Below are 2,251 nucleotides of genomic sequence, written 5' to 3' on the forward strand. Positions count from 1 at the left end.
GTTTCAGGCCGCGGCCATCCGCGCCCCCGCCTGCGACGCCAGCAGGTCCGCCACGGCCTCGGCCGACATCGGCCGGCCGAGATGGTAGCCCTGGAACAGGGAGCAGCCGAACGCCTGCAGCGTGGCGAGGTCGTCGGCGGTCTCGACGCCCTCGGCGACCACCTCGATGTCGAGCCAGCGCCCGAGCGCGAGCACGGCCTGGACCAGCCCGCACTTGTCGTCCGAGCCGGTCAGCCCGGTGACGAAGCTGCGGTCGATCTTGATGCGGTGGGCCTGGAGCTGGCGCAGGGAGGCGAGGGAGGAGTAGCCGATCCCGAAATCGTCCAGCGTCACGCGGATGCCGGCCTCGGCCAGCGCCGTGAGCTTGGCCTGCACCGCGCCGATGTCGAGGGCGGTCTCCTCGGTGATCTCGATCTCCAGCATCCGCGGCGGCAGGCCGAGGGCGGCCAGACGGCCGAGCACGATCTCGTCGACGGCGATCTGCGCCATCTCGCGGGGCGAGACGTTGAGCGCGACCTGGACCGTCTCCAGCCCGTGCCGGCACAGTGTCGCCACCATCGCGCAGGCCTGCTCGAGGATGGCGCGCAGCAGCGACTCGGTGAGGCCGGCCGTCGCCGCCGCCGCCACGACGTCGGCCGGCGGGATCCAGCCGTGGCGCGGGTGGTTCCAGCGCACCAGCGCCTCCAGGCTCACCAGGGTGCGCCCGTCCCGCCCGAAGATCGGCTGGAAGCACACCGTCACCACGCCCTCGGCGAGCGCCTGCGACAGGTCGCGCTCGCTGTCGCGCCGCGTCTCCATCCGGTCGCGCAGGCATTCGTCGAACAGGCGGGCGCGGTTCCGGCCGGCGCCCTTGGCCGCGTAGAGCGCCTCGTCGGCGCAGCTCAGGCGATGCGTCAGGCTGCCGGCGTCGCCCTGGTGGATGCCGATGCTGATGCCGAGCCGGCCGGCGTCGAGGGATTCGAACGGCTCGGCGACCACGCCGATCAGGCGGGCGGCGAGCACGTCCTGCGCGATCCCCGCCGGCGCCGGCGCGTAGAGCACGGCGAACTCGTCGCCGCCGAGCCGGGCGGCGAGGCTGCCCGGCGGCAGGGCGGCGGCCATCCTTCGCGCCACCTCGGCCAGGACCCGGTCGCCCATGGTGTGGCCGTGGACGTCGTTGACGGATTTGAAGCCGTCGAGGTCGAGCAGCATCAGGCAATGCGCGACGGGCTCGACCGCCGCGTCGTCGCGCAAGGCCGCCTCACCGCGCAAGGCTCCATCACCGCGCAAGGCGGCGTCGGCATCCTGCTGGAAGCCGGCGCGGTTCAGGAGGCCGGTGAGGTCGTCGTGGGTCGCCCGCCGCGCCATCTCGAGGGCGAGCGCGCTGGCGCTGGCATGGGCCTCCATGCGCGACTGCGCGAGGGCGCTGGCCTCGTTCTTCAGCCGGCTCGCCTCGCGAAAACCCGCCTCGCACAGGAACGCGCCGCGGATCATCGCGGCGAGGTAGAGCAGCACCGTCGCGGCGAGGCAGATCCGGTCGAAGCCGCCGGCCACGAGCAGGCATCCGGCAAACGAGAGCAGCGGCGGGGTGAAGAAGCCGATCGGCATGCGGGCGAAGGCGGTGCCGTAGGTGACCGCGCCGGCGGTCGTGCCGCATGTCAACGTCAGGTAGAACACCGTCTGCGCCGCGGTGCAGCCGGCGCACAGCGCCGGAAGGAACGCCCAGACCAGGCCCGACAGCCAGGCCGCCATCCAGACCAGGCGCAGGTGCCGGTCGACCGAGCGGGCGGCGGCCTCCGCCGACAGCGCCGTCCGCGGCGATAGCGCGGCGCAGGGTACGCGGCACAGGGCGAGGCGCAGCAGGTTGGCCGCCGTCGAGGCCGCGAACCAGGTCGCGCCGACGGCGCCCTGCCCGGCATGGATCGCCACGATCATGCCGACCAGGCCGAGGGCCATGTTGATCGGGATGGCGGTCGACATGCTCAGGCGCAGGGCCGCGAGCTGATCCCGCCGGATCAGGCGGTCGAGGTCCGACGGGCTCGGAACCGAACGGGGCCGGTCGTTCAAGGGGTCAGGCACGTCGCATCCAACCTGCAGGCGTTTCTTCGACTGACGCCGGAGCGGTGAAGGATCGCTTAAGCACGCGGCCCGGCGAGCGCCGGACGGCGCGCGTGCGACATCAGCGCCGGTGATCCGCGACGGGATGGGGCAGAGCCAGGTCACCAACGCCGACGGCGCGGTGGACACGGTGATCACCAACGCGGTCGTGCTC

General features: G+C 73.1%; 1 protein-coding gene. It reads right to left on the minus strand.

The genetic code is table 11. The features are described 5' to 3' along the window. Positions 1-3: 3 nt before the first annotated feature. Positions 4-1,959, minus strand: coding sequence for an EAL domain-containing protein (locus FV223_RS25670; RefSeq protein ID WP_147729588.1), 1,956 nt, complete (start codon positions 1,957-1,959; stop codon positions 4-6). Between the last annotated feature and the right edge of the window lie 292 nt (positions 1,960-2,251).

The sequence above is a fragment of the Methylobacterium sp. WL116 genome, from assembly GCF_008039455.1.
In the GTDB taxonomy this organism is placed as follows: Bacteria; Pseudomonadota; Alphaproteobacteria; order Rhizobiales; family Beijerinckiaceae; genus Methylobacterium.

Excerpts from the sequence above, each read along its gene's own strand:
- FV223_RS25670 (WP_147729588.1), bottom strand. The coding sequence starts at position 1,959 with ATGTCGACCGCCATCCCGATCAACATGGCCCTCGGCCTGGTCGGCATG.